Origin of the sequence: Microbacterium dauci (assembly GCF_030065535.1) — a bacterium.
Classification (GTDB): domain Bacteria; phylum Actinomycetota; class Actinomycetes; order Actinomycetales; family Microbacteriaceae; genus Microbacterium; species Microbacterium dauci.
In genome coordinates this window covers 95,271-102,108 of sequence record NZ_JASJND010000008.1, presented here as the reverse complement: position 1 = coordinate 102,108, position 6,838 = coordinate 95,271, and the positions used below count along the sequence as shown (strand labels likewise).

Annotated in this window: 5 protein-coding genes and 1 pseudogene; 3 read left to right on the top strand and 3 right to left on the bottom strand. The window is 66.1% G+C overall.

The window, feature by feature from the left end:
- Positions 1 to 77: pseudogene (locus tag QNI14_RS14140) on the bottom strand (transposase); the annotation flags it as partial.
- A gap of 24 nt (positions 78 to 101) precedes the next feature.
- Between QNI14_RS14140 and QNI14_RS13865 the strand changes: the two are divergent.
- From QNI14_RS13865 to QNI14_RS13855, 3 genes are all read left to right on the top strand, one after another.
- Positions 102 to 1,139, top strand: a complete 1,038-nt coding sequence (locus QNI14_RS13865) for a tyrosine-type recombinase/integrase (RefSeq protein WP_430539290.1) — start codon at positions 102 to 104, stop codon at positions 1,137 to 1,139.
- Positions 1,140 to 1,144: 5 nt separating this feature from the next.
- Entirely contained in the window at positions 1,145 to 1,465 is a 321-nt protein-coding gene (locus QNI14_RS13860; RefSeq protein ID WP_071330018.1) for a helix-turn-helix domain-containing protein, read from the top strand.
- A gap of 755 nt (positions 1,466 to 2,220) precedes the next feature.
- The gene (locus tag QNI14_RS13855; protein WP_143049337.1) at positions 2,221 to 3,303 is read left to right on the top strand and encodes a hypothetical protein; all 1,083 of its coding nucleotides are present in this window, start codon (positions 2,221 to 2,223) and stop codon (positions 3,301 to 3,303) included.
- Positions 3,304 to 3,404: 101 nt separating this feature from the next.
- Here QNI14_RS13855 and QNI14_RS13850 read toward each other — a convergent pair whose 3' ends face one another.
- Positions 3,405 to 4,670: an MFS transporter gene (locus QNI14_RS13850; protein WP_071329986.1), complete on the bottom strand. Its 1,266-nt coding sequence runs from the start codon at positions 4,668 to 4,670 to the stop codon at positions 3,405 to 3,407.
- Positions 4,667 to 6,307, bottom strand: coding sequence for an ABC-F family ATP-binding cassette domain-containing protein (locus QNI14_RS13845; RefSeq protein ID WP_184219691.1), 1,641 nt, complete (start codon positions 6,305 to 6,307; stop codon positions 4,667 to 4,669). The genes QNI14_RS13850 and QNI14_RS13845 overlap by 4 nt, the downstream gene beginning before the upstream one ends.
- Positions 6,308 to 6,838 lie beyond the last annotated feature (531 nt).

Genomic DNA, 6,838 nt, shown 5'->3' with positions numbered 1-6,838 from the left:
GTCGCGAGCCTGCGATGCCAGGTCCACACGGTCTGCCACGGGCCGAACACTGCAGGAAGATCGCGCCACGCGATCCCCCTGAGGGAGCCGTGCTCGACGGGATGTTGAATGGGTGGCGAGCCCAGCAGATTGCTCGCTTCTTGAAGGCTCCGACGATTGCGGCGAGAGAGCGGCTCGTGCGCCGGTTCGTGGACTTCACGGGTATGTACCCGTGGCAATGGACGCCGGCGGAGGCGGAGGCGTGGATCAGTGAGCTGCGCTCGGGCGTGAAGCCGTTGCGGCTATCGACGCTGCGTGGATACGAGATCGACATCAAGATGTTCTGCGAGTACATCACTGATCCTCGATATCCCTGGCTGTCCGAGTGTGAAGCGCGTTTTGGCGCTGCACCCAGACAGGTGTTCCATGAGGACAACTCGATTGTGCATGTCAGCGAGTACGAGGGCGATGCCGCGCGGCGACCGTTGACATTCGACGAAGTCCAGGCGCTGTTCGATGCGGCCGACGGGCTCGCCGCACGGATCCTGTCGCGACGGCGAAAGGGTGCGGTTCAGGCCGTGCGGGACGCCGCGCTTCTCAAGTGCGTCTATGCGTTCGGGTTGCGAAGACGTGAGGCGGTCATGCTTGATCTCGTGGATCTCCGCCGCAACGCGAAGCTGCCGCACCTAGACCGATTCGGTGCACTGTCGGTGCGCCATGGCAAAGCGAGCCGCGGGGGCCCGTCGAAGCGGCGCACGGTGCTCACCGTTCCGGAGATGGGCTGGATCGCGGAGACGCTGGCGCACTACCTCGATGAGGTTCGGCCGGCGTTGTCGTCATCGTCGAGTTCGTCGCCTGCTCTGTGGGTGACCGAACGGGGCACGAGGCTGAGCAGGCGTGCGGCGAACGAAGCGTTCTGTACAGCTCGTGATGCCGCGGGGATCGACTCTTCGTTGGATCTGCATTCGTTGCGGCACTCGTACGTGACGCACCTGGTGGAGTTCGACTACCCGGAGCGGTTCATTCAGGAGCAGGTGGGGCACTCGTTTTCCTCGACGACCGCGATCTACGTCGGCGTCTCTAACGAGTACCGGAACCGGCTGCTCACCCAAGCTATTCACACCCGCTACGGCGCCGACTTCGAGGAGGCAGCACGGTGAAAGAGATGGACTACGTCTGGCATCTGCGAGCGAAGATGGCGGAGCGTGGAATGTTCGCCACGACGGACCTGCAGCCGCTGCTCGCTGAGCGTGGTGTCGCGCTCTCCCGGGAGCAGACCTACCGGCTGGTGACGGGTCAGCCGCAGCGCCTGAGCATGGTTACGCTGATCGCGCTGTGCGACATCCTTGAGTGCACACCCAACGACCTCATCGAACCCCGCATCGTCGAGGCGTCCGCCAGGAAGGCTTCCGGGGAAGTCATCCCGCGGAAGAGCCGAGTATCCGCCCGCCGAACGACGATCAATCGGCCCGGGCATTCGAAATGACCGTGGTGCCGGAGCATCCTTGCTCCGAGTGCGGAAGCCGCGCCCCGCGGGTGAAACGACTCCCCGACGGTGGAGGGCTCTGCCGACCGTGCTACAACGTCAGCCGACGTATGGAGTGCTCGCGCTGTGGTCGCATCCGTGCGCCCAGCGCTCGAGCCGAGGACGGCGCACCACTCTGCGGGCACTGCGCGCGCCCTAAGCGGGCGTGTGCGGGATGCGGCCGTGTCGATCACGTCACCGCCATCGTGGACGGTCAGGATCTCTGCCAGCGCTGCTACTCCGCACCGGTCAGAGCGTGCGGACAATGCGGACGGGAGCGACGCGTCGCAACCCGCCACCAGAATGGCGTAGCAGATCTGTGCCACAGCTGCTACCGCACCCCCATCGCCGAGTGCGCCATCTGCGGTGAGAAGCGCGCGGTTCATACGACCTGGCCCCTCGGGTCTATATGCGGCGTGTGCTATCGACGCGAGCTCCGCCACCCCGACGGCTGCGGGTCTTGTGGGCAGGTGAAAGCGCTCATCGGTCGCGATGACCGAGGGGAGCGCGTTTGCGGGCCGTGTGCAGGGTCGACGCGCGACTACGTCTGTGCCACGTGTGGCGCCCCGGGTGAGCAGCACTTCGAGAACACCTGCATCCGCTGCTCCGTCGTTCGAGCCGCCGGCGACCTCCTCGCGTCCGCGACGGGGGTGATCCCCGGGCGTTTGGCCGGGCTCCCGGACGCGCTCGTTTATCGAGGTCGCGTGGACTCGACCATGAGATGGCTGCTCAAGCCCACCCCGAGAGCTCTGCTCCGAGCGATCGGGTCGGAAGAGTCGATCACGCATGCGCGCGTTGACGCGTGTCCGCCTGGGCAGGCGCGACATCATCTCCGTGCGCTCCTGGTCGACGTCGGCGTTCTCCCGGTACGAGATGAGCAGACTGAGCGGCTCGAAACATGGGTCGACGAGTACCTGATCCAGCTTCCTTCACACCATGCCGCCGAGATCACTCCCTATGCACAATGGAAGGTGCTGCGGACTGTGCGGCGGCGGGCAGGACGCCGCCGTACCACGGTCGGTGTCGCAGATTCCGCGCGTGAACGGATCCGCGCGGCCGCGCGACTCCTGCAGCACGTCGAGCAAGAAGGGGCGGGCTTCTCCGCGCTGACACAGGAGGTCCTAGACCGGTGGGTCGGCGGCAACGCAGCCCGCACCGGCGACATCGCACCGTTCATCTCGTGGCTCAGGTCCACCGGCCAGTATCCGGGACTCCGCGTCGAGCGCGGACAGCAGGCCAGGCCGAGCGAGGTCAGCGGGGAGGACGAGCATCACGCTCTGGTCCGCACGTTTATCGCCGGGTCGGACGACACGGTGAGCCTCGCGACCAGGGTTGCCGCGCTGCTCGTGCTCCTTTACGGAGCTCGAACCGACCGCATCCACCGGCTCACCACTGTCGACACCAGTACAGCCGGAGGACGAACGTATCTCGCGCTATCGACAGAACCCATCGAGATCCCGAACTCGGTCGCTCAACTCTTCGCGCAGCTCGTGAAAGAAGCTGAGCAGAATCCGGGGGCGACTCGGCGAGCCGGTGAGGGATCGTATCTATTCCCATCTCCCCGACGACACCACGAGCCGATCCATCCCACGACCCTCGGACGGTGGATAGCGCGGGCCGGGGTCAGCCCGCGGATCGCCCGGAACTACGCCATGCTCGCCCTCGCTAGCGACCTCCCCGCCGCTATCGTGGCCGTTCAGATGGGAATCACGCCGCAGACAGCGAGCCGATGGTCGCAGTTCTCGCAACGCGACAATTCCGAGTTCGTCGCCGCGAGAGCAGATTTCCTCCCCCGCTGAGGGCACATCGGAGTGGGTTCAGGCAGCCGCGGCCCGAGAACTCCAAGCCGAGTCAATTCCTTCCAGGACGCTAACAATCAGGGACGCAGTGCGGCGCTGGGTCAAGTGTCCAGGGGGTGTCTCGTCTCGACGTCCCGCATGCGTCCGGCTAGAAGCGCGACGATGGCGAGCAGCGTCGGCGCGACGCCGGCCACGATGAAGATGGCTGGTATCGGCACGATCAGCGATAGGGGCCCGGCGATGGCGATCGAGACGGGCATGAACGCGATGGAGACGAAGAAGTCGAGACTGGCGACACGGCCGATCATTTCGGGTGGCACGAGGCGTTGAAGCAGTGTGCCCCAGATCACCACGCCGGCTCCTGTGGCAGCTCCGACCGCGAACAGTGTGGCGAGCATCACTATTAGGTTGTTGGCGAGGCCGATGAGCACGAGCGGGAGGGTTCCGCCGCCCCAGAGGCCGATCATCAGTGTCAGGTATCGCCGGGGCAGTTTGAGTGACGACACGATGAGCGATCCGATGGCGCCTCCGATTCCGTAGGCGGCGAGTAGTAGTCCGAACGTTGCTTCGGCGTCGTCGAATCGGTCGCGGGTGAGGAAGGGGAGAAGTACCTCGATTGGGCCCTGGATGATGAGCGCGAGGGATGATCCGAAGATCAGGGTCCATAGCAGCCAGCGGGTGCGGGCGACGTAGCGGACCCCGGCTTTGAGGTCGCCCCACACGCTCGTGCGTTGCTGCGACTGTTCCGGTTCGGTGGTTTCCTCCCGGCGGCTGAGGAACAGTGTGATGACGAACGCGACTGCGTAGGACGCGGCGACGATGACCGCTCCGATGGCGGGGAAGAACGCCCCGACGATGATCCCTCCGAGGGCGGGTCCGAGGCCCTGCCCCATCGAGGGCCGGAGAGCCCCTTCGAGCCCGTTTGCGGCGAGCAGTTGTTCGGGCGGTAGTACTTGGGGGAGGTAGGCGCTGTAGGCCGGGTAGAAGAACGCACTACCCGCGCCCATGGCGAACGAGGCGAGCCCGACATGCCACAACTCGATCGCGCCCGTGAGGGACAGCACCGCGACGGCGGCCATGACCGCCGCGGTGAGTCCCTGCACGGTGATGATGATCCGCCGCTTCGAGAAGCGATCGGCTACCACCCCGCCGAGGACCGAGAAAGCGAAGAGGCCGAGGCTGAGCCCGGTAGCGACGGCTGACAGGGCAAGGGGGCTGTCGTCGAGTGCGAGCACCTGAAACACCATGACGATGGTCCACATGCCGGTGCCGAAGACTTCGATACCGACGGCCGCGAACAGCAGCCGGTAGTCGCGGGTAGCGAGAGGGCGCAGCGCCCGCAGCCGGTCGGGAGTCTCGCGGGTCATACGAGCGCCTCGCTTTCGGTCGTAGCTTCCAGTTGCAGTGCCGGCCAGCCTTCGACGTCGCGGAGAAGCTGCCGGTCGTGGGTGGATACGACAACAGCCGCTTGGGTGGCGTTGAGCGCGTCGGTCAGTTCGTCGACGAGCGCGATCGATAGGTGGTTGGTCGGTTCGTCGAGCAAGAGCACGTGCGGCTTGGTGGCGAGCACCAGGGCCAGCTCGAGGCGCCGTTGCTGGCCCATCGACAGCTCACCTATCCGCTTGCTCGATTCGCGGGCGCGCAGGAGCCCGAGCTGCGAGAGACCGACTGCCTCACGCGATGGAACGAGCGCGTCGACGTGGGCTGCGTAGAACTCGCTCGCGCGACGATCCAGCGGCAGCTCCGACTCTTGGCGCAGAAAAGCGAGCCGCACGTTCTGCGGGCGACGAACGGTGCCGGTGTCCGGGCGGAGGTCTCCCGCTGCGACGCTCAGCAGTGTGGACTTGCCGGCCCCGTTGGGTCCGGTCACTACGAGACGCCCGCGGTGTGACAGAGAGAACGCCGCCGGGCGCGTAAGCCTGCCGGTCACGGTCACGTCCTCCACGCTCAACAGCACCGCTCCGGTTCGGGTCGCAAGCTCCGGGAAGCGAAACACTTGCGGCGGCTCGGGAACAGTCACCGCGTGCGCTTCGAGTTGCTCCTGCCGGCGATGCACGCTCTGCACGAGCCCGCCCGCGCGCGTGGCCCGTCCGTGCTTGTTGGTTCCCTTCTCTGGTCGCCACCCCGAGACGAGTCGGTTCTGCGCCGAGCTGAGACTGTCCTGCAGCCGCGCGAGCTCGGTCTGCTGTCGCTCGAATTCGTGCTCCCACCGTTCGCGCTCGGCGCGCCGGCCCTCGCGGTAGCCGGCATAACCGTTGCCGTACACGCGCACCCGGTCATCCGGGGTCGGGTCGAGGTCCACGATCGTCTCCGCGACGTCGGAGAGCAGCGCGCGATCATGGGTGACGACGACCACGCCGCCGTTTCGCGACCGCAGTTGCGTGGTCAGAAACTCGAGGCCGCTTCGATCGAGGTGATTTGTGGGTTCGTCGAGGAGCAGGAAATCGTCGTCGGCGCCGAGCAGGCACGCCAGACGGACTCGATAGCGCTGCCCGACGGAGAGGTCGTCCAGGCGCCGGGATGGCTCCGTTTCGGCGTCGAGTGCTTCCAACGCGATCTGCACCCGCCGTTCGGCATCCCACGCATCGAGGACTTCGGCGTGTTCCAATGCGGCGGCGTATCGTTCTTCGGCGCCGGGGACGCCTGCGGCGAGTGACACCGCGGCCGAATCGAGGGCCGCAACGGCGGCGAGCGGCTGCGCGATCGCTTCCGCGACCGCCTGGCCCACTGTGCGGTTGCCGCCGGTCGGCATCTCTTGTTCGGCTATGCCGACCGTCCCGAGTCGCTGCACTACTCCGCTGTCCGGGGTGAGAGCGCCGCTGAGGACGTGCAGGAGCGTCGACTTCCCCCGGCCGTTCTCGCCCACGATCGCTACTCGCGAGGTGGCCGTGACCGTGAGGTCGACGTGGCTGAGGACGGGGGTGGCTCCGCGCGTTACGGAGACGTCGGAGGCGATGAGCTGCGCGCGATGGCGCGCTGGTAGAGGGGTGTTGAGGGAGAGCATTCGTATCCTTCGGAAACGACGCACCGCACGGCTATGAAGCGTGCGAGGGTGCGCAAGGTGACGGCGACCCGTGCAGGGTCGAGAACGAGCGGCCGCCGCAGGCTCGGATGACTCAACGAGCGCGGTAGGCCTTACTCAGCCGTCACAGGGAGTACAAATGCACATTCCGAGTGTATCGAACGACGTGATCAGAGCAACCACCGAAGAGACTCCGCCTGGAGTTTGTGGCTCTCGTCAGCGGGACGCGCCTGCCCGGAGATCTCCGCAACAGAGGAGAGGTACAAGCCCACCACACTCGGCGGACGACGATCTGCTAGCTGTTGCTGGCCATGAGGTTGTTGACGTTTCTTGGGGGTAGCGGCACAGACGGGTAGATTGGGACGCATGTCGAGCCCTGAATCGGACACTCAGGGGCTTTCGGTCACGCCGTCAGCCCCTCACCTTCGCTGAGCCCTCAGCTCTCTGCTGCCCTGTGCTGTGTGCAGCACGACATTCGGGTGTCCTCTGGGCGCTGACCGTAGTGACGAGACG

What these genes read in the sequence shown, in the direction of transcription:
- QNI14_RS13850 (WP_071329986.1), bottom strand. Translation starts at nt 4,670, where the DNA reads ATGACCCGCGAGACTCCCGACCGGCTGCGGGCGCTGCGCCCTCTCGCT.
- QNI14_RS13845 (WP_184219691.1), bottom strand. Translation starts at nt 6,307, where the DNA reads ATGCTCTCCCTCAACACCCCTCTACCAGCGCGCCATCGCGCGCAGCTC.
- QNI14_RS13855 (WP_143049337.1), top strand. Translation starts at nt 2,221, where the DNA reads ATGAGATGGCTGCTCAAGCCCACCCCGAGAGCTCTGCTCCGAGCGATC.
- QNI14_RS13860 (WP_071330018.1), top strand. Translation starts at nt 1,145, where the DNA reads ATGGACTACGTCTGGCATCTGCGAGCGAAGATGGCGGAGCGTGGAATG.
- QNI14_RS13865 (WP_430539290.1), top strand. Translation starts at nt 102, where the DNA reads ATGTTGAATGGGTGGCGAGCCCAGCAGATTGCTCGCTTCTTGAAGGCT.